Annotated in this window: 17 protein-coding genes; 12 read left to right on the top strand and 5 right to left on the bottom strand. The window is 64.1% G+C overall.

Annotated features, from left to right (window positions below; genetic code table 11):
• Positions 1-15: 15 nt before the first annotated feature.
• Both AC066Y_RS07195 and AC066Y_RS07200 read left to right on the top strand, forming a co-directional pair.
• Positions 16-783, top strand: coding sequence for a crotonase/enoyl-CoA hydratase family protein (locus AC066Y_RS07195; protein ID WP_478273258.1), 768 nt, complete (start codon positions 16-18; stop codon positions 781-783).
• 127 nt (positions 784-910) lie between these two features.
• Positions 911-2,071: an acyl-CoA dehydrogenase family protein gene (locus tag AC066Y_RS07200; RefSeq protein WP_478273259.1), complete on the top strand. Its 1,161-nt coding sequence runs from the start codon at positions 911-913 to the stop codon at positions 2,069-2,071.
• A 36-nt stretch (positions 2,072-2,107) separates the two neighbouring features.
• Here the strand turns inward: AC066Y_RS07200 and AC066Y_RS07205 are convergent, their stop codons facing one another.
• A complete protein-coding gene (locus AC066Y_RS07205; RefSeq protein WP_456721878.1) occupies positions 2,108-2,785 on the bottom strand; it encodes a GntR family transcriptional regulator in 678 nt (225 codons plus the stop codon).
• Between the two features lie 130 nt (positions 2,786-2,915).
• On the opposite strand from AC066Y_RS07205, the gene AC066Y_RS07210 reads away from it, so the two are divergent.
• The 3 genes from AC066Y_RS07210 to AC066Y_RS07220 all read left to right on the top strand — a co-directional run bounded on the left by AC066Y_RS07210 (position 2,916) and on the right by AC066Y_RS07220 (position 8,402).
• Positions 2,916-6,320: a molybdopterin-dependent oxidoreductase gene (locus AC066Y_RS07210; RefSeq protein ID WP_478273260.1), complete on the top strand. Its 3,405-nt coding sequence runs from the start codon at positions 2,916-2,918 to the stop codon at positions 6,318-6,320.
• 50 nt (positions 6,321-6,370) lie between these two features.
• Positions 6,371-7,825: a short-chain fatty acid transporter gene (locus AC066Y_RS07215; protein WP_478273261.1), complete on the top strand. Its 1,455-nt coding sequence runs from the start codon at positions 6,371-6,373 to the stop codon at positions 7,823-7,825.
• A 373-nt stretch (positions 7,826-8,198) separates the two neighbouring features.
• Positions 8,199-8,402, top strand: a complete 204-nt coding sequence (locus tag AC066Y_RS07220; RefSeq protein ID WP_456665959.1) for a hypothetical protein — start codon at positions 8,199-8,201, stop codon at positions 8,400-8,402.
• 105 nt (positions 8,403-8,507) lie between these two features.
• Here AC066Y_RS07220 and AC066Y_RS07225 read toward each other — a convergent pair whose 3' ends face one another.
• Complete coding sequence (locus AC066Y_RS07225) at positions 8,508-8,924, bottom strand: hypothetical protein (protein ID WP_478273262.1); 417 nt, start codon at positions 8,922-8,924, stop codon at positions 8,508-8,510.
• A gap of 365 nt (positions 8,925-9,289) precedes the next feature.
• Here AC066Y_RS07225 and AC066Y_RS07230 point away from each other — a divergent pair, with 365 nt between their 5' ends.
• Positions 9,290-12,355 carry an ATP-binding protein gene (locus AC066Y_RS07230; RefSeq protein ID WP_478273263.1) on the top strand — a complete coding sequence of 1,022 codons (3,066 nt, stop codon included), beginning with the start codon at positions 9,290-9,292 and terminating at the stop codon, positions 12,353-12,355.
• Between the two features lie 78 nt (positions 12,356-12,433).
• Here the strand turns inward: AC066Y_RS07230 and AC066Y_RS07235 are convergent, their stop codons facing one another.
• Genes AC066Y_RS07235 through AC066Y_RS07245 form a run of 3 tightly spaced genes read right to left on the bottom strand, consistent with a single transcriptional unit; the run spans position 12,434 to position 17,103 of the window.
• The gene (locus AC066Y_RS07235) at positions 12,434-13,159 is read right to left on the bottom strand and encodes a formyltransferase family protein (protein WP_478273382.1); all 726 of its coding nucleotides are present in this window, start codon (positions 13,157-13,159) and stop codon (positions 12,434-12,436) included.
• A gap of 38 nt (positions 13,160-13,197) precedes the next feature.
• Positions 13,198-14,556, bottom strand: coding sequence for a hypothetical protein (locus AC066Y_RS07240; protein WP_478273264.1), 1,359 nt, complete (start codon positions 14,554-14,556; stop codon positions 13,198-13,200).
• A gap of 45 nt (positions 14,557-14,601) precedes the next feature.
• Complete coding sequence (locus AC066Y_RS07245) at positions 14,602-17,103, bottom strand: HAD family hydrolase (RefSeq protein ID WP_478273265.1); 2,502 nt, start codon at positions 17,101-17,103, stop codon at positions 14,602-14,604.
• 508 nt (positions 17,104-17,611) lie between these two features.
• Here AC066Y_RS07245 and AC066Y_RS07250 point away from each other — a divergent pair.
• The 6 genes from AC066Y_RS07250 to AC066Y_RS07275 all read left to right on the top strand — a co-directional run bounded on the left by AC066Y_RS07250 (position 17,612) and on the right by AC066Y_RS07275 (position 23,018).
• Positions 17,612-18,313 (top strand): RNA polymerase sigma factor, encoded by a 702-nt coding sequence (locus tag AC066Y_RS07250; RefSeq protein WP_478273266.1) that lies wholly within the window; start codon positions 17,612-17,614, stop codon positions 18,311-18,313.
• A gap of 140 nt (positions 18,314-18,453) precedes the next feature.
• On the top strand, positions 18,454-19,278 hold the full coding sequence (locus tag AC066Y_RS07255) for a flagellin (protein WP_050405219.1): 825 nt from the start codon (positions 18,454-18,456) through the stop codon (positions 19,276-19,278).
• Positions 19,279-19,341: 63 nt separating this feature from the next.
• A complete protein-coding gene (gene fliD / locus AC066Y_RS07260; RefSeq protein WP_478273267.1) occupies positions 19,342-21,048 on the top strand; it encodes a flagellar filament capping protein FliD in 1,707 nt (568 codons plus the stop codon).
• Positions 21,048-21,491: a flagellar export chaperone FliS gene (locus AC066Y_RS07265; protein WP_176529962.1), complete on the top strand. Its 444-nt coding sequence runs from the start codon at positions 21,048-21,050 to the stop codon at positions 21,489-21,491. The genes fliD and AC066Y_RS07265 overlap by 1 nt, the downstream gene beginning before the upstream one ends.
• Before the next feature lie 95 nt (positions 21,492-21,586).
• On the top strand, positions 21,587-22,108 hold the full coding sequence (locus AC066Y_RS07270; RefSeq protein ID WP_478273268.1) for a hypothetical protein: 522 nt from the start codon (positions 21,587-21,589) through the stop codon (positions 22,106-22,108).
• Between the two features lie 238 nt (positions 22,109-22,346).
• On the top strand, positions 22,347-23,018 hold the full coding sequence (locus tag AC066Y_RS07275; protein WP_478273269.1) for a flagellar hook assembly protein FlgD: 672 nt from the start codon (positions 22,347-22,349) through the stop codon (positions 23,016-23,018).
• The last annotated feature ends 7 nt before the right edge of the window (positions 23,019-23,025 follow it).

Consider the following 23,025-nt stretch of genomic DNA (forward strand, 5'->3'; position numbering starts at 1 on the left):
CAGGAGACGAAAGCGATGTCCGAAGAAAATCCGGTCCTCACTGAAGTCCGCGGACCGATACTTATCGTCACGTTGAACCGGCCGGAAGCCAAGAACGCGGCCAACCTCGCCCTCTCCAAGGGCGTGGCCGCAGCGATCGACCGACTCGACGCCGACGATGCCCTCAGCGTCGGCATCATAGCCGGCGCCGGCGGCACATTCTGCTCGGGCATGGACCTCAAGGGATTCCTGAAGGGCGAGCGGCCGTCGATCCCCGGCCGCGGCTTCGCCGGCCTCACCGAGGCGCCGCCGAAGAAGCCGTTGATTGCGGCCGTCGACGGCTACGCGCTCGCCGGCGGGATGGAGATCGCGCTGTCCTGCGACATGATCGTCGCCAACCGCAACGCCAAGTTCGGCATCCCCGAGGTGAAGCGCGGGCTGGCTGCTGCGGCCGGTGGGCTGATCCGCATGCCGCGCCAGATGCCGTTCCGCGTGGCGATGGAGTTCGCATTGACAGGCGAGTTCTTCGGCGCACAGCGCGCTTACGAGCTCGGCATCATCAATCGCGTGACCGATGGCCCCGCCCTCGACGCCGCGCTTGAGCTTGCAGCCGCGATCGGTGCCAATGGCCCGCTCGCCGTCAAGGCATCCAAGCAGGTGATCGTCGAATCCCAGCTCTGGCCGGAAGACCAGATGTGGAAGAAGCAGCAGGAGATCGTCGCTCCGGTCTTCGTGTCCGAGGATGCCCGCGAGGGCGCGGCTGCCTTCGCAGAAAAACGCGCGCCAAACTGGAAGGGCAAGTAAGGCGTCGCCTGTTCAATGACAGCGCCGGTTTTGATTGAAGCAGAACCGGCGCTCCGAATTTCTTTGTCAGTGCTTCGCCGCACGCCGGCCGGTTTCCGCGCCGCTTGAGAGCGCCATTGGGTGAATGATGCGCAGCTTTACCGAAGACCAGGTCATCTTCCGCGACGCCTACCGCAAATTCCTCGCCAGCGAGATCGCGCCCCATATGGAGGCGTGGCGGGAGGCCGGCATCGTCGACCGCAGCGCGTTCAAGAAGGCAGGCGATCTCGGCTTCCTGATGATCTGGCCTGAAGAGAAATATGGCGGGATGGGCGACGAGGACTTCCGCTATGAGCAGATCATCATCGAGGAGACCGCGCGCTCCGGCTGCAAGGGCTGGTTCAACACGCTGCACAGCCGCCTGGTCGGCTCCTATTTCAAGCGCTTCGGCACCGAAGAACAGCGCGATCGCTTCCTGCCCAAATGCGTCAGCGGCGAGACGATCCTGGCCATCGCGATGACCGAGCCCGGCGCGGGCTCGGACCTCGCGGGCATGCGGACGACCGCGGAGGACAAGGGCGATCATTTCCTGCTCAATGGCTCGAAGACCTACATCTCCAACGGCATCAATTCCGACGTGGTGATCGTAGCCGCCAGGCTCGCAGGCGCCGAGAAGAAGCACGCCATGGTGCTGTTGATCGTCGAGCGCGGCATGGAAGGCTTCGAGCGCGGCCGCAATCTCAAGAAGATGGGCATGCCGGCGCAGGACACCGCCGAGCTGTTCTTCGACAATGTGAAGGTGCCCGAGGCCAACGTGCTCGGAGAACCGGGCAGGGGCTTCTACTATCTGATGGAAGGTCTTGCCGAAGAGCGGTTGATCTCCGCGGTCGGATCGATCGCTAACGGCCGTAAGGCGTTCGACATCACACGCGCCTACGTGATGGATCGCAAGCTGTTCGGCAGGCCGCTCGCCGAACAGCAAAACACCCAGTTCCGCATGGCGGAGATGGATGCCGAAATCGATCTCGTGCAGGTCTATGTCGATCACTGCGTGGCCGAGCACAATGCGGGGCGCCTGACCAGCAATATGGGCGCCAAGGCCAAGATGATGTCATCGGAAGTCGAGTGGAAGATGCTTGATCTCGGCGTCCAGTTGCACGGCGGCGCCGGCTATATGGATGAATATCCGATCAGCCGCATGTTCACCGACGCGCGCGTCAATCGGATCCTGGCGGGAAGCTCCGAAGTGATGCGGCTGATCATCGGCCGCGATGTCTTCTCGGAGCACTACAAGAGTATTCTGGACTAGCCGATCGCCGCGACCGGCCGTCTGCTTCGCTCCGCGTTAGCCCCGCGCCTGCCTCAGCGGCTCGCGCGCGTACTCCTTCGAGCGCATCAATGCGTCGACGAAGATTGGCTCCCAGGAGCGGATGTGGCTGCGAAGTAGCGTCGGCAGCGCCTCGGTCTCACCGGCGAGCGCGAGCTCGATCAGCCGGTAGTGCTCGGGCACCGAGGCCTGCTGCCGCTCGAGGCCGGCGCGTGAGCTGATGCCGTAGAGCCGCATCTTGTCGCGTAGTCCCATCACCATGTCGGTCAGCAGTTCATTGCCGGCGGCTGCGATGAACTCGCGATGATAGTTGCGGTCGGCCTCCAGATAGAGCTGGACGTCGTCGGTCTCGACGGCCTTGGCGATCTGGTCGGCCCAGCCGCGCACGACGGGTAGATCCTTCGGAGGATTGGCGGCGACCAGCACGGCGGCGTGCAGCTCCAGCACCTCGCGCATGTCGAACAAATTGCGCAGCTCGGTCAGCGACGGCTCCACCACCTTGAAGCCGCGGTTGCGCATCGGCTCGACCAGGCCGCCGCGGCTGAGCTCGAGCAGCGCCTCGCGCACCGGCGTCGAGGAGACGCCCAGACTCGCCGCGAGTGACGGCACCGAATACATCGTTCCGGGAAGGCTCTGCCCGGAAATGATCTCGGCGCGCACCCGCTGCAGCACCTGTTCGCGCAAATTCTGGTCCATGGGTGCCTCTCGCCGGGAGCTCCGATTCGTCCCTGATTATTACTTAGCCTTGACGCGGCTGGTAGCGTATGACGTAAATGTGTAACGCATTACAAAAATGCGTCACAAGGGTTGACTTGAAGATGAGACGATGGTGAAACAGCGTCTACCCGGCTATTGCACGCTTTGTCGCTCGCGCTGCGGGGCTGTCACCGTGGTCGAGGACGGGCGGGTTGTCGGCGTGGAGGTATTGAATAACCACCCGACCGGCGGCGCGCTTTGCGCCAAGGGCCGGGCCGCCCCCGAAATCGTCGCCAGCCCGCGCCGTCTGACCGTGCCGCTGAAGCGGACCCGGTCGCGTGATGCCGCCGATCCGGGCTGGGTCGAGGTGTCGTGGGACGAGGCTCTGACCGAGATCGCCGACCGGCTCGGCAGGATCCGCGCCGAGAGCGGCGCCGAGGCGGTGGCGTTCGGCGTCACCACGCCGAGCGGCACGCCGATGGTCGACAGCTTTGAGTGGGTCGAGCGCTTCATTCGCGGCTTCGGCAGTCCCAACCTGATCTACGCGGTCGAGATCTGCGGCTGGCACAAGGACTATGCGCACGCGCTGACCTTCGGTCGCGGCATCGGCTTTCCCGACTACGACAATGCCGATGCGATCATCCTGTGGGGCCACAATCCCGCGCGCACCTGGCTCGCCCAGGCGACGCGGATCGCTGACGCGCGGCGGCGCGGCGCCAAGGTCGTCGTGATCGATCCCAAGCCGAACGGCTCGGGTCAGCAGGCCGATCTCTGGCTGCGGATTCGCCCGGGCGCTGATGGCGCGCTTGCGATGGGCGCGATCCGTCATCTCATCGCGACCGGCAGCTTCGATGCAGACTTCGTCGACGCATGGACCAATGGATCGCTGCTGGTCGATCGTGCGACCGGGCGCTTCCTGCGCGCCGATGCGTTGTGGCCGGATGGCGCGCCTGAGGCCTTCGTTCGTCTCGATGCGTCCGGGTCGCCAGTGGCTTGCGACACCCGTTACGCGCCGGCGCGCGGCGGCCGGCTTCGCGGCGCGCTGTCGATCCGTGCTTGCGACGGTCGGACGATATCGGCGGTGACCGCGTTCGAATTGCTGGCCGAGCGCGCCGCGCCCTATACGCCGGCGCGCGTGGCGGAACTGACCTGGCTGCGTGGCGAGGACATCGACGCGTTCAACGCGCTGCTCGCCGCCCGGCCGCGGCTTGCCTATCATTCCTGGACCGGCGTCGGCCAGCACACCAACGCCACCGCGATCGAGCGCGCGATCGCGTCGCTCTACGCGCTGACCGGCGCGTGCGATCGGCCAGGCGGCAACCGCTGGCCGGTGCCGCCGCCGACACGTCCTCTCAACGACTACAACATCCTGCCGCCGGAGCAGCAGGCCAAGGCGCTAGGCATTGCCGAATTGCCGCTCGGCCCGCCGGCGAAGGGCTGGATCACGGCGCGCGATTTCAGCCACGCCGTGCTCGAGGGCGAACCTTACCGCGTGCGCGCGCTGGTCGCCTTCGGCACCAACTTCGTCGTCTCGCAGGGCCATTCCGAGCGCAACCGTGCGGCGCTGAAGGCGCTGGAATTTCAGGTTCATATCGACATGTTCATGAACCCGACCGCGGAAAGCGCCGACTTCGTCCTGCCGGCCGGCACACCGTGGGAGCGCGACGCGCTCAAGATCGGGTTCGAGATCACGCAGCAAGCCGTCGAGACCGTGCAGTTTCGCCCGCGCATGGTCGAGCCGGTGGGCGCGGTGAAGGCCGATTATGAGATTGCCGCCGCACTCGCGCTCAAGCTCGGCATGGGGGACTTGTTCTTCGGCGGCGACATCAAGGCCGGCTGGAATTATCAGCTGGCGCCGCTCGGCATCGGTGTCGAGGATCTGCGCGAACATCCCGAAGGACGCCGCTTCCCGCAGGTCTTCCGCAATGAAAAATACGCCGTCACGCGCGAGGACGGAACGGCGGCGGGCTTTGCGACGCCGACACGCCGTGTCGAGATCTATTCGGAGCTTATGCTGGGACACGGGTATGACCCGTTGCCCGATCATGTCGAACCGGTCGGCAGCCCGCTCACGGCAGCGGCAAACGAACGCTTTCCGCTCGTGCTCTCCACCGCCAAGAGCGGCTGGTTCGTTCACTCCTCCTGGCGGCATGTCGCCTCACTGCGGCGAAAGTCGCCCGATCCGGCTGTCGAGATCAGCCCGCAGCTCGCCGAGCGGCGCGGACTGGTGGAGGGCGACTGGGCCGTGGTGGAAACACAAGGCGGGGCCGTGCGCTTGAAGGTGCGCCTCAATGCGGCGCTAGACGAACGGGTTGTTGTCGCCGAATTCGGCTGGTGGGAGGATTGTCCGCAGCTCGGCCGCGATCGCTCGGCTGCGGCCGGCCCCCTCACGCGCAACATCAACGCGGTGCTGCACGACGATGCGCGCGATCCGGTCAGCGGTTCCGTTCCGCTGCGCGCAATCGTCTGTGATATCAGGCGGGACGACGTGGCCAGCCGCGGCGTCTGGAGCGGCCAGCGGCGGTTCGTGGTTGGCGAGCGCAGGGCCGAGGCCGATAACGTCATCGCCCTCAGCCTGCTACCGCTTGACGGTGGTCCGCTGCCGGACTTCCTGCCGGGGCAACACGTGATGATCGCGTTGCCTGACGCAACCGAGGCGCGCGCCTATTCGCTGACCGGATCGGGCAACCTGCCGCAAGCGTTATCGATTGCGGTGAAGGGACGTTTCCTCGGTGAAGCGCGGAGCAGCGATGCGCCGTTCTTCATGCCGGATCGTCTGCATGGTCTCGCGGTTGGAGACCATGTTCTGCTGGAGCCGCCGGGCGGCATCTTCACGCCACCATTGAAGGGGCCGCGGCCGCTGGTCTTCCTCGCTGCCGGCATCGGCATCACGCCGTTCATCAGCCATCTCGAGACGCTGCAACACACGGCGCAACCAGATCGCGTTGCCGAGGTCCTGCTGCTCCACGGCTGCCGCAGCAGCCGCGAGCATCCGTTCGCGCAACGCCTGGCCGACCTGGAAGCCTGCACGCCGGGGCTGACGCGGGTAACGTTCTATTCGGCGCCGCTCGCACAGGACCCGGTCGCTTCGCCGTCGCTGCGCAAGGGGCGGCTCGATCTCGAACAGGTCAAGCCGCTCTTGGCGCGCCGGCCGCTGGTCTACATCTGCGGCTCACCGGATTTCGTCACGGCGCAGATCGAGGCCGCAGTGGCGCTCGGTATCCCGCGGTTCGACATCTTTGCCGAAAGCTTCGTGTCGCCGCCGTCGGTGCCGAGCGACCTTGCGCCGCGAACCATCCGGCTTGCCAGCAGCAAACAGAGTTTCTCGTGGGGACCGGAGCAGGGGACGCTGCTCGACGCCGCAAGTGCGGCGGGCGTTGCGCTGCCGAGCGGCTGCCGTGTCGGGCAATGCGAAAGCTGCGCGGTCGAAGTGGTCGATGGGGAATTCACCCATCTCGGCCCTGTCGATGGGAGCGAGGGGCAGTGCTTCGCCTGCCAGGCCGTGCCGCTCACCGACCTCACGCTCGCACTTTGATGACCAACACGATTGAAGGCCAACCGCATCACCGGAAGGGGATCAGATTGATGACGAATGCAACGCACGATCAAACCGTGAGCCTGCGAAAACCTGTCGCTGATAACATCATGGCGCGATTTTCGCAGGCCCTGGTGGCGTTCGCCGAGCGCTGGTTTCCGGATGCGTATGTCTTCGTCCTGATCGCCGTGATCGCGGTTGCCGCTGGCGCGATCCTGCATGGCGGCTCGCCGCTCGCTGTCAGCCGCGCGTTTGGTGACGGGTTCTGGAATCTGATTCCCTTCACGATGCAGATGGCGCTGGTTGCGATCGGCGGTTACGTCGTGGCGATGTCGCCGCCGGTCGCAGCCGTGCTGGCGCGGCTCGCGAGCGTGCCGAAGACCGGGCGCGGCGCGGTGGTCTTTGTCGGGATGCTCAGCATCTTCCTCTCGCTGCTGAACTGGGGCCTGAGCCTGATCTTCTCCGGCCTGCTGGTGCGGGAGATCGCGCGGCGGACGGATATCCGGCTCGATTATCGCGCGGCCGGCGCGGCCGGTTATCTCGGGCTCGGCTGCGGCTTCACCCTCGGCATCACGTCGTCCGCCGCGCAGCTCCAGGCCAATGCCGGCAGCATTCCGGCATCGCTTCTGCCGATTACCGGCATGATCGGCTTCTCGGAGACCATCCTGACCTGGCAGAACATGGTCACCGTCGCGATGGTGAGCGTCGTGTCGGCGGCGATCTGCTATTTCACGACGCCGGCACCCGAGCAGGCGAAGACCGCGGAAGACCTCGGCGTTGCGCTCGGCGATGATCGCATCGAGGCCAGGAAGCCGGCCCGTCCGGGCGACTGGCTGGAGTTCAGTCCTCTGCTGACGATCCTGATCGCCCTGCTTGCCGCCGGCTGGCTGTGGCAGACCTTCCAGTCGGGCAATCCGCTGATCACGTTGTCGGGGCTCAACACATACAATTTCGTCTTTCTCATTCTCGGCATCGTGCTGCATTGGCGGCCGCGCAGCCTGATCGAGTCCTTCTCGAAAGCGATGCCGAGCGTCTCCGGCGTACTGCTGCAGTTTCCGTTCTATGCTGGCATCGCGCAGATCCTGACCAAGGTGCCGAGCAGCGGCGGCACGACGTTGTCGGACACGATCGCGCACTGGTTCGTCGGCGCCTCCAGTAGTTCCACCGTTTTCTCGTTCCTGGTCGGAATCTATTCGGCGCTGCTCGGCTTCTTCGTGCCGTCGGCCGGCGGCAAGTGGATTATCGAGGCGCCTTACATCATGAAGGCGGCCAACGACATCGGCGCGCATCTGGGCTGGACGGTGATGGTCTACAACATCGCCGAGACGCTACCGAACTTCATCAATCCATTCTGGATGCTACCGCTGCTCGGCATCCTCGGCCTGAAGTCGAAGGATCTGATCGGTTATACGTCGGTGCAGTTCTTCATCCACTTCCCGATCGTGATGCTGCTGGCCGCCATCCTGATGTCGACCTTCACCTATCACCCGCCGATCCTGCCCTGAGCGAGCGCGGCCGGGCACCAGGACACGCGGTGCCCGGCCGGCGCTCAACCAATTCCGTTGACCGCAACCGTGATCGCCAAAACTGTGCTGTCTTGCAGGCCGGCACGAATGGGGCATCGCGCCGGGCGGTGATCTTTGGTCGGTCATTTCATTGACCGCCGCGCGATTCGGCTGGATATTGATGCGCGATATCCCGCGTTGTTCAAGGCCACCGCCGTGAGACATCACCACCACAGCTTGATGTGCGACATGCGAAGCCGCATGCAGCATCGCTGCGTCTCGGCGGCGACCGGCGTCTGTTGTTGATCGCTTTAGACGATCCCAAGCACCCGACAATCAGACAGGAGCGCCGCCATCCGGCGATCGAGCACGCATGTCCCAGGCCCAAATATCCCAAGCTTACGTCATCGAAGTATCGGATCGAACCGCGGGTATCGTTGTCAGCGACGCCCGAGGCTTCTGCTTCTTCTCCTCGGATCGCGCCTTTGATGGCCTCGATGGCGGCTATTTCGGCTCCGCTCGCGCCGCGGAGCGTGCGGTGAGGGCGCTGTTGCAGCAGCGCCGCCCGGCGTCATAGATCATCCCAGGGCACCGCCGGCACGCCAAGGCTGATGCGGCTGCCACCAGGCAGCCGCGTGAGGTGCAATACCGTCGTGCGGAAAGTGCCGCCTGTGATCCGGGATCAGGCCGGGCAGACCATCGTCAGCAGGAGGAGCGTCGGCGGCTGATTGTCGCCATTGGCGTGTTCCCAGATCAGCAGAATGTCGTGCCGATCGGCGTCCGGCGCATTCTTGTCTTTCTCCTTGACGTCGATCTTCATCGGGATCGGCGGTTCGGAGTTGAAGCATTTGCGGACGGCGGCATCCAGCAGCGCGCATTTCGTCAGCGGTACGACGCCGGCCTCATCCTTGGAGAGGGCTGCGGTGCTTGTTTGAGTGGCGAGGTCCAGGCGCGCCTTGCCCATCTCCTTCTGCCACAGCTTGCCGCTTCCGCCCGGCCACTGGTGCCTGGGCGACAGGATCGGCTGGTATTGGCCATATTCCAGCGTCTCGATGTCGATGAGATCGGACGCCTTAAGTATAGCGACGCTCTTGATCATGTTCTCCAAAGGATAGTAATGCGCGTTGATATGATCTTTGAATTGCTGGTTATTGTACACTCGTCCGCCCATGAGATTTCCCTTTCAATTTCAACTTTGGCTTACTCTGGCTATACATAAGTTATGCAACGCGGGGACGTCGAACGAAATCGGTCGTACGGCTCGAGTTGCGCCGTCTGATTTCTCGCGCCTCGACCTACCACTCAAGACTGTATCTCGTCCAGTTTAGCAACCTCTCGGGTTGGCGCGGATGCAGACGGACTGCACGTCCGGATTGATAAGCATGTCCCGATTGGTAATCTCTACTCTAAGCTGCTCACCGGGATGCTGAGTTGGCGAGACCGCAGCAGCCTTTGAGAGCAGGAATGCTTTGCTTTGCATGCCAATCGACGATCGGAGCGGACGACAATTGGTGCGCCCAATGCGGTGCCGCCGTAGCAAAGCGCCTCGATCCCGACAGTGAACAGCGATTTGTAACCATCCTTCGCGCCGACGTGGTCGATTCCACGGGGCTCGTAGCGGACCTGGATCCGGAAGAGGCGGTCTCCCGCCTGGAGCCGGCCCTGGCCGCCATGCGCGGCGCAGTGCGCCAGTTTGGCGGCATCGTCAGCAAGGAATTGGGGGATGGGCTCGCCGCGGTATTTGGCGCCCCGATTGCTGACGACAACCACGCGCCGCTTGCTTGCCATGCTGCGATCGAACTTGTCCGACGTATCGGGGGCTTGGGCGATCCGGCGCTCCAGGTTCGGGTGGGGCTCCATTCGGGGCGCGTGGTGACCTACATGGTCGCCAGCGAATATTCCAAGGTCTATGAGATCGGAGGGGCAGCGCAGCATCTTGCGGCGCGCCTCGAAGCGGTCGCCGGACCGAATCAGATCTACGCGTCCGAGGCTTGTCAGAATCTCGCCGACGGCAATGTCCAGTTCGACTATTTGGGTCGCAAGCGACTCAAAGGATTCAGCGAGCCTGTGCCGATCTACCGTGTGACCGGCGCTACCAATGTCTCCAGTTGGCGGGTACGCAGGGCGCGAAGCGTTGCACGGTTTGTCAACCGCGTGGACGAGACCGGGTTGCTCAGGCAGCTGGCTCAAAATGCCGGGGCGAGCCGGCAGACGGCGCTCTTGATTGGCGATCCCGGCATCGGAAAGTCGCGGCTCGTGCACGAGTTTGTCGACGAGCTCAAGCGCGAGGGCTGGCGTCCGGTCCACGCAGAGTGCAGTCCGAATCTTCAAGGTGCACCGTTCAGCGCGCTGAAGGCGCTCATGCTGTCGATGCTCGAAGGGACTGCGGCGGACGCCGATATCCAGACCGAACCTCCGACGACTCTGACCGGGATTGCGCGTTCCGCCATCAATGCGGTGCTGGATCGTCCGATATCGGACCCAGAGTGGGGCGAGCTGGAGCCGCACGCGCGCGGCCGCGCGATCAGCGACGCGAGCTGCGCGATTCTCGAGAGCCTGGTCGCCCGCCAGCGCACGGTGATCCTCGTCGAGGATCTGCACTGGATCGATCGCGCCAGCGAGGCCGTTGTCGCTGCGCTCGCGTCGCTGCAGATACCTAGCCTTCTGGTGTTGTTGACCAGCAGACCCAACGGCATTCCGGACTGGATCGCGCGCTGCAACGCCGAGATCGCCGCGTTGCGGTCGCTCGCCGAGGACGCCGGACGGGAAATGCTGGACGATATCTTGGGGCGGTCCGCGAACATGGCCGATCTGAAGAGCCGCGTCGTGCTTCATACGGCCAGCGTGCCACTCTTCATTGAAGAGGTCTGCCGGGGTCTCAAGGACAGCGGGATTCTGCGGGGGCATTGGGGCGATCTGGCGCTGGCGCGTCCGGTCGGCGAGCTTGGTATCCCGAGCAGTATCCAGGGAGTCATCGCAGCGCGTCTGGATCGGGTATCGAGGGAGGAGCGCTCCCTGTTGCAGATCGCGGCAGCGCTAGGCCCACGCTCGACGGAAGTTATCTTGCGCGAGGCGTCCGGCCTCCCTGAGCCTGTGCTGCAGCGCTGCTTGGCGGTTCTCGACCGCTCGGAGTTTCTGGTGAAGATCGATATCGAGCCGGATCGAGTGCTCGAGTTTCCGCACGAAATGGTCCGCCAGGTCATCTACGACTCGATGGTCGAAAAAGTGCGTGAAGGCGTCCACGCACGCATTCTTGCGACGTTGGAGGGCAACGGAAGCTCGCATGATGAGCCCAGCAGGCTCTGCTATCACGCAATGCGAGCGAAGGACTGGCAGAAAGCTTTCAGCTACGGCAGAACTGCCGCGCGGAAGAGCCTGGCACGATCGGCATTTGCCGACGCAGCCAACTACTTTGAAATCGCGATGACCGCACTCGACAAGACGCCGTTCGCTCGCTCGCGCGAAGCGGATGCGGTAGACCTTCGCATCGAGGCGCGCACGGCCTTCATGAGCGCAGGCAAGGTCGCCGAATGGTTCGATCTCGGAAGAGACGCGGAGGAGCGCGCCAACGCGATCGACGATATCGGGCGGAAGGTCGCGGCGATGGCGGTCAGGTCGGGAGCGCAGAACTTCTACGGCACCCCGGTCGAGGCGATCGAAACCGGCAAGGAGGTTGCCCGCCTGGCGGGAGAGTGGGGCAATCCGGGTTGGCTCAACCTGGCTCAGTACAGCCTGGGCCAGGCCTATTTCATTGCCGGGCGCTATCGTGACGCAGAGCAAATGCTGGGACAGGCTTGCCTCCGCCTGTCCGGGCCGGATGCCAGCGCGCCGCCCGGGACGACGCCGAAAACCCTGGAGCTGCTGTGCTGCATGATGAAAAGCGTGACCCACACGACCTTGGGAGACATTGATACGGGGGCCGAGTTTCATCAACGCGCGTCGGCAATCGCCGATGAGAGCAACAGGCCATTTGATCGCGTTGGCGCCGGCTATAGCGGTGGTTGTCTGGCGCTCGGTCGGGGCAATCCTGGCGAAGCAGCGGCGGTCCTGGAGGACGCTTTTGCCATTACGCAAAAATATGGAATTCGCCTCTTCGTGCCTGTCATCACCTGCCATCTTGGTATTGCCTATCTGGAACAGGGACGTCTCGCTGACGCGCGGGCTACGCTCGTCGAAGCCCGAGAGGTAGCCAGGTCGGTGAGCTATACCTCGATCGTGCTGCGTACCTCGATCTATCTGGCATTGGCTCTGAGCCGGCTCGGCGATGCGCCAGCCGCGCTGAACATGCTGCGAGAGGTGCGAAATGCCGCGCGGCAGCAGGGCTTTTCCGGTCTGGAAGCCGAGGCGTTGTTCGGAGAGGCGGCGGTGTCGCCGGCGTCTAATGAGAACGACAGGACTTCCATTCTGCACAAGTTGCGCGCGGCAATTGCGATTGCATCGAGCAGTGGAACGAAGCCGCTGCTGCATCGGGCCGAAGCGCTCCTGAGCGGGATGCTTGCCGATCCACAGGGTGAACCCTGGCAGCATTAGGGCATGACCCGGAGAAGTGCGAAGCGGCGTTCCGAAAGGATCAAGCGCGATGACGCTTCAACCTGGTCCCGTCGCCCTTCATGACGCCGCCGCGAGCGGCGGCGATGCCACCTGCGGTGCCTCGGGTGTCTGCATGGCGGTCGTCGCCAGCTGGAAGCGGATGCCGTGCACGGAGATGGTCAGCGGGATAGCGCGGAAGTCGTCGTGGAAGGCGCGGATTCGGCGGGCCAGTTCGCCGGCACTGATGCCGGCGGGAAGCTCGCACATGTCGCGGTACATCTGCCGGGTGCTCTTGATGCCGCACCAGGCGATTTCCAGTTCCTGCAGCGGCGAGGGATCGCAAGCGAGATCGCGCGACATCCGCCAGAACAGATGGGCAAGCCGCACATAGGCGATCTGCTCGAGCCCGCGCACGCTGATCTTGTCGGGAATGATGAAGGACTCGACTCCGACGATCGGACCGGAATCGACCCGCGCGGCCATCACATGGGCGGTCGCGCCGAACGTGCGGGCACCGTCATAGAGCGCGAAATGCGCCGGCGCCCAGCCTGGATATTGCGGCGGGCCGGGGTGGAAATTATAGGCGCCATGGCCGAGCGCGGCCAGGATGCTTTCAGGCACGATGACGCTGGTGGTGAACGCGAGCAGCCGGGCCTCGCACAACACCTCGGGCTCGATCGCCGTGAGGTCCTCGGCCGTCACTGCGCAGCGGAACGATAGCGCCGGATTGTGCGCCTTCAACAGTTCGGTGAGCGCGAATTGCTGGTTGGCGACGCCGGTGAGAAGGATGATGGTCTTCATGATGTCGATGTCCTTCTCTTGCCTGGTGGCTGTACCGTTGATCAGCCGCGCTGCCCGGCCATGACGAGGACGCTGCCGGCATCGCGGGACTGACCCACGGTGCGGAACAGATCGGCCGGCAATGCTTGCCAGGGCGCAATCTCGATGATCCGGTTGTTCGCGCTGGCGGCGGCCGATTTCGCCGCGCGGATATCGTCCTGCCAGGGGCAAAGCGCGAGTTCGAGCCGGCCGAACCCGCCGCAATCGTTGGCGAACGCGCCGGTGACGGCCTCGATGCTGGCCGCCATTTCGCGTGCGTCGCTGGTCGCGATATCGCGCATGATCACGGTGATCGCGTTGTTCGAGGCTACCTGCGACCTGATCACGATCATGGCGTCGCGGCCGCCGCTGCGGCTGGCGCGCCGCGCGGCCCGCATCGTGACGCCGAATTCGGCATCGGGCCCAAGGTCGCTGTTATCGGTCGGCAGATTGTGAACGATTGTGGTGTGGCGGGGCGTGCCGGCGTCTTCGGCGGGCGCATGGTACGAGCGTGGCAGCCAGGCGGTGTCGAGCGCCATTTGCGACGACGTCAGGCTCCAGGCCTGGTCGAGCAGGTAGCCCTCCCAGACCGCGGGATAGGCGGTCGCGATGTGATGCCAGTTGCGCAGCAGGGCTTCGGCGGCCGGGGTGCGACCGAGATACAAAGTGCGCGCCGACATCTCCCACCGGTTCCACTTGTGGAGTGCGATGTCGCATTCGAGGGAGGACGGCAGCAATGGCGGTTCGCTGAGCGTTGCATCGGCCTCGATGAAGAGCAGCGGCTCGCGGTGCTCCTGCCACATCCGCAGCATGAAGGCAGACTTCTCGGACGCGCGCATGTGCTCGCCATCAGCGATGTCGATCGGCGCGATGTCGCAGGCGATCTCGAATTCGGCCAGCTTCTCGCGGAGCGCGCGGGCATGATCCTCGCCGCAGGCGCGGGGATAGCAGGAGACCACGCGCAGCGCCGAGTTGGATCGGGAGCCTTCCGCGGGGGCGATCGGGCGCCAGTTGAGGCCGCCCCACCACATCTCGTGCGGGCCATCGAAGCTCGGCCCGATCGTCCCGAAGTCGGTCAGCTTGGACTTCAGGAAATCGAACGCGGGATTTTCGCCGAAGGGGACAACGACTGCACACTCGGCGCGAAGCGACCGATAGAGGATTTCGGCGGCGGGGCCGCTCGGCGGCTCAACGAGGATGATGACGCCATAGTCCCGCCCCGGCATCAAACCTGCGTGGTGGACGGTCGCGCGTCCGAGCCGTTCGGACAGCCATGCGAGCCGCCGGCGCTGTGCAGCGCTCATCCGGATGCCGTTCGCCGCCAGCAATTGGTCGAAATTCGTTTGCAAGCCGTCCGCTTGCACCGTGTCAGCCGAAATCATGCCCGCACTACCCCTCGTTAACCTTCTACGAGCGGGGCGGTCAGATCAGGCGGACAAATCAATTGCACCGTTGGCGCTGCGCCAGGTCAGGGTGGCGGAGGGGGCTCGGTTACCGTCGCGGTCCTCGACCGCAAGGATGCGGTCATGGTCGAGGGCAGTCAGCGCGACGGTGTAGATGGCAACATTGTCCTCGAAGCTATCGACCGGGATCAACAGCATGCCGTCCTCGGTGGTGGCGCGGAACTGACGGCCGCTCCTCTCGAGGCCGGCATCGATCAGCCGTTCCTCGGCGATCGCCTTCACGTTCGAACTCTCCGCAGCCTTCGCAGCGCTTTCGCCGTACTGGACCGTGATGCCGTGCAGCATTCCGGCGCGGCTGAGCTTTGCCAGCGGCACCGCGATGGTCGCAACCGCCATGTGGCGCGACAACGGAATCCGCAGGCGGAGGTCTCCGAGCCCGGTATGATAGACGCTAACGGCTTCCAGCGACGCCTGGCCGTCCGGGCTGAACAGGCCGACCTGCAGCGTCCCGCATTGCGCCTCGCCGAACACGTTCGCGGGCAGGCGATTGGCGCCGAACAGCGTGTAGAGGTAAGCGTGCGACGGCGACAACGCGGCAAAACTGCCGGCCAGCCACATCGGCGGCGCCGGGGCCGTGCACGCGGTCGAGAGGCCGCGGGCGACGATGCAATCATTGATGAAGCCGGCGTCGAGCAGCGGCGCGAGCGCCTGCGTGCCGAGGTTGACGTCATGCTTGATGCCGCCGAGCAGCACGAGTTCATCATCGTCGGGCAGCAGCAGGAGGCGCCCGAGCACGGCGGCGGCCCAGCGTGCTGCAACGACGGGATCGGCGTCGGGCTGCAATGCATAGTGCGGTGCCAGCTCGCGAGCGCGCGACGCATAGGCCAGCGTCCCGGACTGCACCTCGTTCGCCAGCGCCAGCTGAGCGGCCGGGCGCTGATCGCCCTCGCGCAACACCTCACCGCCGCGATAATCGCGCGCCGATCCTTCATCGGAACAGCAAAGCTGTTCCAGCAACGCGACGTTGCGGATCAGCATACGCTTGACGTGCGGCGTGACGATGCGATCCGAGATCAGGCCCTCTGCGGTGTCGTCGTCGGCGATGTCGTCGAAGGCATCGTCAAGCGTCAGCAGGTAGGCGCCATGCAGGCGGATGCGAATTCCTTCGCGATCGAAGATCCGCCGCAGCGACTTCTGCACGCTGGCGGAATAGCCGAGGTCAACGAGGATGAGGTCGGTGCAGCCGTCGAGACCCGCGATCTTTGCCCGAAGATAAGCGAGCAGGCGCGTGCGGACACCGGCAGCGATGTCGGTGATCTCGCGCGGGTCCATCAGATCGGGCAGGGCGTCGGCAAGTTCGCGGCCGCTCGCAATGCCGTCAGGATACCGCGCGAAGAACTTCATCACCGCCGGAGGCTGCACCTTGACGATATCGACAAAGGTGGCCGCGTCGATCTTGACGACCCGGCTCAACAGCTCGCTGAGAGGTTCGAGCGTATCGGCGGACCCGATCAGACTGACACGGCGATTGATCTCGACATAGGCGCCGGTCTCGCCACGGCTTGCCTGCCAGACGCGATAGGGCAGCAAACCGTCGCGGCCGAGAAATCCGATCGCAACGCGCGCGCCCTCGCGCGCCAGCGCAGCGCGTTGTGCTTCGATGAAGGCGCCGAACGCCGCCATCACCGGGCCGAGCACAGTCACGCCAAGGTTGAAAGCCGGAGAATGCTCCGAACTGCGTGCCGTCACCGCGCGCCGCAGCGTGCGGGCGCCGCAATCGAGCCGCGACGGCTGATCGGGACACAGCAATTCGAAGATCGATGTTTCGCGCTGAAACTTCGACGCTAACGGTGCACTGGCCTGCGGATAGTAGCGCGGGCGGATGCCGTGACGGCGGGCGCCCTTGATATCGGCGTTGTGATTGTCGCCAACATGGAACGAGCTTGCCGCATCGATGCCTTGTTCGGCGAGATAGACCGCGAACAGTGCTTCGCTCTTGCCAGAGCCGTGATCGCAGGATGCATAGACGAAATCCCAGGTCAGTCCCGGGCTGCAGGAGCGCAGCAGTTGCGCGAGCTGATCGGTGCTCCAATAGGTGTCGGAAATGAAGCCGACCCGAAAGCCGCCGCGCTTCATGTCCAGATATTGCTCGAGCATTTCCGGATTGGCGCGACACAGCTCGAGCTCGGATTCGAACTCGATCCGCGCGAGATCGCTCAACGCTTCGCGGCTCAGGCCGAACAGCCTGAACGGAAAGTACTTATAGATGTCGACGATGCGCACTTCAGTGGAGCCAATGCGCTCCTTCGCGAGCTTGCGCGCACGCGCCTCCGCCTGGATTCGATGCTGAACGAAACTGACAGACATGTTCGGAAATTTTTCAGCAATGCGGGAAAGCTGAAAAACCCTTTCAAATACGCCATCCGGCGTCGTGCAGGCACGCAACAGAAATGTATCGAAAACATCGAATGAACATGCAGAAACATTCTGCGCTCGACGCGTTGCGTCGACCGTCATGATCGTCATGCGCGAAATTCCCGCCAGTCCTCATGCGTTGAACGCCTGCGTGAGACAAATCAGGCGCGATGACTCAAAAAAGTTGATGCGGAATTCGAAAACGCACGCTTCGCGACTGACAGATTCAAAAAATCCGATAACGTCGAAACGGTGATTCGGAAAAAATTGCCTAGTCGCAATCGTCGAATGCAAGTTGGCGACCAACGGCGATGGATCACTCGCATGCTGCGCGCATGCATGTGTTCGCGTGGCGTTAGTTGAGGTGACAACAGCGTTTTCCGGCGCGACGAACTCTCCCGCGGGCATGCAAGGCGATGCTGAACGACTGCTCCAGACTCCGTCGAACTTTTCCGTGCGCCTCCGCGCAGCGGCAGCTTTTGCCGGGCGGTCGGCAAAAAAATCCAACTAAGCATTTGAAAAATAACGAAAAAAGTTCGCCTGGTTTGCTCAGTCCCTCCGTTCAACGCTCAGAAGCCGCATGCGATGTGTGCTTGCGGCGTTGGTTGGAGAGCGGCGGATGAGTTACGCGCTTGATGTGATGGCAGCGGTCGAGGTGGAAGCCACGGCGGCCGCGGCTGCGCCGGTCGAAGCGGCCGCTCCCTGGAGCAACGTCCCCACGGTTGCCGATGCGGGCGCGCTCGACACCGTCGAGATCCAGGACGAGGACAAGGAGCTGCTCGACCGCCTCGCCGCCGGCGACGAGGTGGCGTTTCGTGCTCTCGTCGAACGCCATGTCGATCGCGCCTACGCGATCGCGCTGCGCATCGTCGGCAACGCCGCAGATGCCGAAGACGTGGTGCAGGATACGATGCTGAAGGTCTGGACGCATCGCGGCCGCTGGCAGCATGGCCGCGCCAAGTTCTCGACCTGGCTCTATCGCGTCGTCAGCAACCGTTGCATCGACCTGCGCCGCAAGCCGCGCACCGAGAATGTCGATGTCGTGCCCGAGGTCGCCGACACCCAGCTCGACGCTTCTACTGTCATCGAGCGCAACGAGATCGGCAATCTTCTGGAGCTCGCGATGCAGCGGCTGCCCGAGCAGCAGCGCGTCGCGGTGATCCTTTCCTACCACGAGAACATGAGCAACGGCGAGATCGCCGAGGTGATGGATACGACCGTGGCTGCGGTCGAGTCGCTGCTGAAGCGCGGGCGGCAACAGCTGCGCGACCTGCTCAAGCGGCACGAGCGCGACCTGCGCGGCGCGTTTACCGACTGCTAACCATAAATTCCGGCTTGTGAAGATTTCGCGCCTGACCACCGGCGGCCGACCCGTTTGATCGGGCGGACGGGGGCTGGATCCGCGTCACCTCTCTTTCTCACGATGCGGCATGTCATGCCCCATCAGCACAGGAGCTACTCATGCCGGCAATTTCCACCAACACAGCCGCCAACTCCGCGGTCCGTTACCTCAACATCAACTCGATGCAGGAAACCAGCGCGCTGTCGAAGCTGTCGAGCGGCTCGCGCATTACCTCCGCTTCCGACGACGCCGCCGGCCTCGCGATCTCGACCCGCATCTCCTCCGACATCACGACGCTGCAGCAGGCTGCCACCAACGCAGCGCAGGCGACCTCGATCCTGCAGACCGCCGACGGCGGCGCGTCCAACATCTCGGACATCCTGGCCCGCATGAAGTCGCTGGCCTCCGAGTCCGCATCCGGCACCGTGGCCGACTCCAGCCGCGCCTACATCAACTCGGAATTCACGCAGCTCAAGGGCGAAATCGACTCCATCGCATCCGGCACCCGCTACAGCAGCCAGAGCCTGCTCGATGGTTCGAGCGTGTTCTCCTCGGGCGTCTCGGTGCTGGTCGGCTCGACCTCGGCCGACACCATCACGATCACGCTGACCAGCCTGACAGCGTCCTCGCTCGGCGTGACCTCGCTCGACGTCTCCAGCCTGTCGAGCGCCACCAGCGCGATGTCGGCCCTCGACAGCGCGATCGATACCGTGTCGTCCGCCCGCGCCGAGATCGGTGCCCAGGAATCGCGCTTCAATTTCAGCGCCGACTCGATCTCGACCCAGACCCAGAACCTGCAGTCCGCCAATTCTGCGATCAAGGACGTTGATATCGCTTCCGAACAGGCGACGCTGTCGTCGGCCGAAGTGAAGACCCAGGCCGCGGTGTCGGCGGAAACGGCTGCCAACCAGATGCCGCAGTACCTGCTGAAGCTGCTCGGCTAATTCGAACGATAGATCGGGCCGGCATCGTGCCGGCCCGATTCTCACGACGGCGGAGGTGTCGACATGACGGTTAGCAGCGCCACCTCGAGCACATCAGGCGCGACATCGTCGAGTTCCGCCAGCTCTGCCAGCACGGTGACCACGACCGGCACGACCAATTCGGCCAGTATAGACTGGACCGCCCTGATCGATGCCGAAGTCAACGCCAAGCTCACGGCGGCGACCACGATCGCCACCAAGATTACGGCGAACCAGGCCAAAGTCACCGCCTACCAGTCGCTACAGACCGAGCTGTCGACACTGGCAACCGGGCTGTCGTCGCTCAGCACGTCGATCATCAACTCGATCGCCACCAATGCGTTCGCCACACGTTCGGCGACGATTTCGTCCACCGGCGACGTCAGCGCCTCCTCGGCGCTGTCGATGAGCGTCAACAGCGGCTCGGCGACCGGCGATCACGCGCTCCAGATCACGCAGCTCGCAACCGCGCAGAAGGCGATCGGCACTCCGCAGCCGAGCAGTTCCACTGCGCTCGGCTACTCCGGGACGTTTTCGCTGGGCCTCGCCGGCGGCAGCAGCACGGCGATCTCGATCACCAGCGGCATGTCGATGCAGGATATCGTCGACACCATCAACGCCCAGACCTCGGCGACCAATGTCCAGGCCTCCATCGTCCAGGTGTCGAGCGGGTCCTATGAGATGGTTCTGACGGGGACCCAGGACGCCGCAAACATCACCTATTCATCGACATCCGGCGACGACATCCTGAACAAGCTCGGCGTCACCGACACCTCGGGGGCGTTCACCGACGTGTTGCAGAAGGCGCAATCCGCGGAATTCGCCCTCGACGGCATCGCGCTCACCCGCAACACCAACGATATTTCCGACGTTCTCTCGGGCGTCACGTTCGACCTGCTGCAGCCGACGCCGAGCGGTACCAGCCTGAACATCAGCATCTCGACCGACACCAGCCAGATCACGTCAGCGCTGCAGACCTTCGTTACCAACTACAACGCGTTTCGCGACCAGGTGATCGCGCAGTCCGCGCAGAATTCCGACGGCACCGCCGCATCGAGCGCCGTACTGTTCGGCGACAGCACGATGCGCGATATCATGACCCAGCTTCAGCAGGTGCTCAGCGGCTCCGTCGGCGGCATGACGATGGCCGACCTCGGCCTGTCGTTCAACCAGAACAACGAGCTGCAGCTCGATACCGGTACGCTGTCGACCGTGCTGACGCAAAATCTGGCCGGCGTCACCAAGCTGCTGTCCGCGCAGACGACGACCTCGTCCAGCCAGCTCAACGTCGTCAACACCGGCACGTCGCCGCAATCGTTCACGCTCGATGTGACGGTGGATTCGACCGGCACGCTGACCGGCGCCTCGGTGGGAGGCGACAGTTCCGGCTTTTCGGTGGTCGGCAACACCATCATCGGCAATTCGGGTACGATCTACGCCGGCATGGCATTCACCTACACCGGCTCGACCTCGCAATCGATCACCGTGATGTCGTCGTCCGGGATTGCGGCACAACTGTATCAGCTCGCGCAAACCAACTCCGGGACCAGCGGTCAGCTACAGACCATGATCACCAACCTGCAGTCGCGCGATACCGATCTGCAGTCCCAGGTCGGCGACATCCAGAGCAATGCAGCGACGTTCAAGGCGCAGCTGCAGCTTCAATACGCCAATTATCAGGCCGCCATCGAAAGCGCGAACAACACGCTGGGCTACCTGAGCGCTCTCCTGAACGCATCGTCGAGTAAATAATGACCCAGAATGCTACGGCCTACCTTGCCAACAATGCCTATCGATCCGCCGCGGTGGCGGTCCCGCCGCTGAAGGCGGTGGTGATGCTGTGCGACGGCGCCATCACGTTGCTGCAGAAGGCGCTGGATGCGCACGAGGCGAAGCGCTTCGAGGAAGGGCATACTTATCTGACGCGGGCGACCGCGATCCTGCGCGGATTGAGCCACCATCTCGACGTCACCCGCGGCGGCGCGATGGCCGATCGCCTGTTCCGGACCTACAATGCCCTGATCATGGCGTGCCTGCGCTCCTACGGCCGGCCGCATGCCAGGGAGAATTTCCGGCGCATCATTGCCAGCCTGACGGAACTCCGCGACGCCTGGAAGTTCGTCGAGGCGACCGCCGGCAAGGCCGCCAAAGCCAGGACACTCGACAAGACGCTCGAATCAGCCGCCGGCCGCTGAGCGGGCGAATCGGCCCGCGAACCCCGTTTCGCCGGGAGGAGGCAGGGCGCTCGGGCGGGCGTCCTGTTGGGGAAAAAGGCCGCTCGGTGAGCACCATGCTGGACCTGACGCTACGGCGGCGGAAATTGATTTCCGCCGTCCCGCGAATGCTTTATGACAGCCTTGGCGACGAGGCTGGATCTGCGCGCGGGATGGACGTTGCGACATTCGAAGACCTGATCGACCGGCTGGGGGAGGATCTGTCCCGCTGGCCCGATGATCAACGTCTTGCCGCGGTCCAGCTCCTCGCATCCTCGGCTGAGGCGCGGACGCTCTATGAGCAGGCGAGCGCGGTACGCCGGGCGCTCACGGCGCCGCCGGTTCGTGCACCCAAGGGTCTTGTCGACCGCATCGTGACCGCGGCGACGAAACTGCCCCAGAAGGAACTGCCCGAAGTTGCGGCCCCGGAGCCGACCCCGTCTGAGGAGCAGCCGAACGATGCGCAAGCTCCAGGCGATGCCGCGCAGCAAGGCAAGGTGCTGCCGGCGCTGCTGCTGGCCCTCTGCCTGTTGCCCGCGCTGGCGCCGCCGGCACTGATGCTCGCCGAGCCGGATCTGCCGATCAGCCTCTCGCTCTAATCTCTCCGCAATTCCTTTTGCAACACTCGGTGCCCTCCGCGGCGGGTCGGCCTGCGCGCGCATTTGCGCGCCTCTGGGCCGCGGCCGACCGGCAAATTATGCCGATTAATCAAGTGATTCCGCGCGGATGAATCCGCGCCTGAAATCGCCGCGTCATCCGTTCTATCTGCGAACGACTTCACGATCCCAATGTTTCACCGCGTTCCGTCGCCTAGCCCGCGACGAAGAGAGCCTTGTCATGACCGTTTCCTCGGCAACCTCTGCTGCAGCCTCCGCCGCCTCGAGCCCGTCGTCGAGTTCGTCAACCAGCGCGTCGATGGGGATGAGCTCGACCGATTTCCTCAACCTGCTCGTCAGCGAACTGCAAAATCAGGATCCGCTGAACGCCACCAGCACGACCGACTTCATCAATCAGCTCACCTCCTACGCCAACTTCACCGAGCAGCAGTCGACCAACGCCAGCATGACGTCGCTCGCGAGCTCGTTCTCGAGCCTCGTGACGCTCAACTCGGTCAACTATATCGGCCACACCGTCGAGGCGAAGACCAACACGGCGGAGCTGACCTCCGGCTCGGCGACCTTCGGCTATTCGCTCACTTCGGCTGCTTCCAACGTCGCGATCGCGATCCAGGACTCCTCGGGCAACACGGTGTGGAGCGGCAAGGGGACTGGGACCGCCGGCTCAAACACCTTCACCTGGAATGGCCAGACCACGAGCGGCACCCAGCTCAGCAATGGCGGCCAGTACACGATCCAGGTGACCGCCACCGACTCCGCCGGAAACTCGCTGCTCAGCTACACCACGATGACCGGAACGGTGACCGGGATCGATGCCTCCGGCTCGACACCCTCGCTGCTCGTGAACGGCGTCCCCGTCAGCGCCGCCAACATCATCGGCGTCACGTCCTGATTGCTTC

This window comes from Bradyrhizobium sp. USDA3010 (assembly GCF_056429065.1).